Origin of the sequence: Vibrio sp. 10N.286.46.A8 (genome assembly GCF_041470165.1) — a bacterium.
Classification (GTDB): domain Bacteria; phylum Pseudomonadota; class Gammaproteobacteria; order Enterobacterales; family Vibrionaceae; genus Vibrio; species Vibrio tasmaniensis_A.
Map to the genome: position 1 here is coordinate 1,339 of NZ_JBFRLX010000284.1, position 884 is coordinate 2,222.

Annotated in this window: 1 protein-coding gene; it reads right to left on the reverse strand. The window is 40.2% G+C overall.

Going from position 1 to position 884, the window contains the following annotated elements; translation table 11 throughout:
- A partial coding sequence (locus tag AB4232_RS21455) for a fumarylacetoacetate hydrolase family protein (protein WP_372087965.1) occupies positions 1-524 on the reverse strand: 524 nt, incomplete at its 3' end.
- Between the last annotated feature and the right edge of the window lie 360 nt (positions 525-884).

Consider the following 884-nt stretch of genomic DNA (forward strand, 5'->3'; position numbering starts at 1 on the left):
ATCACAACATCACCGTCAAGCAAAGTCGTATAAGAAGATAACTCTTCGAGGATGGTCTGTGGGGAATAAAGCATCTGTTCAACATGCCCTTTTTGAACGCGGACACAGTTAATAAATAACTCTATGTTTAAGTCAGAGAGGTCCAAGTTATCTATGGGAACAAAGCGACTAAAAACAGCAGAACCATCAAAAGCTTTAGCACGCTCCCAAGGCAGACCTTTCGCCTTCAAACTACTTTGTAACTCGCGTTTGGTAAGGTCTAAACCTAGCCCCACGGCAGAGTATTCACCGTTTTCAACAATGAAGCAGATTTCAGCTTCATAATGTAACGTTTCTTGATGGAAAGATGATAGAGAAGACGTAACGCTAGTGCTCGGCTTATTAAACACCACCATAGAGTCAGGGATAACATTATTAAGCTCTTCGATGTGATCAACATAATTGCGCCCAATACACAGTACTTTGCTGGGTGTTGCTGTTCGTTTCGAATTCATCAATTGCTCCTGATCTACAACGCTGCTCATAGTTTGTCCCTAAACTGTTTTTTGGAGCGCAGAGTTTACCGCATCATTAAAAGAGAATCTTCGGCAAGATGGTTATCAATATCTAAATTCTGATCTTTAGCTCAATTAAATGATTTAAATACTTTTATTCGAAGATCGCGACGTATAAGAACTAATGACAAGAGCCATAGCTACGTAGATGAAATGAATGGCAAGGTAACATGAAGGGAAAGCTAAAACAGATGCATATAGAACGAAAGCAGCCCTCTCAAACCAAAAGGCTTGAGAGGGCTTAGCATGGTGTCTAGGACAGTATCCGAAAAGATAAATTTAAGGAGTAAACACTATGCATAATAGTGGTCAAACTAAATGAGTCGCGAC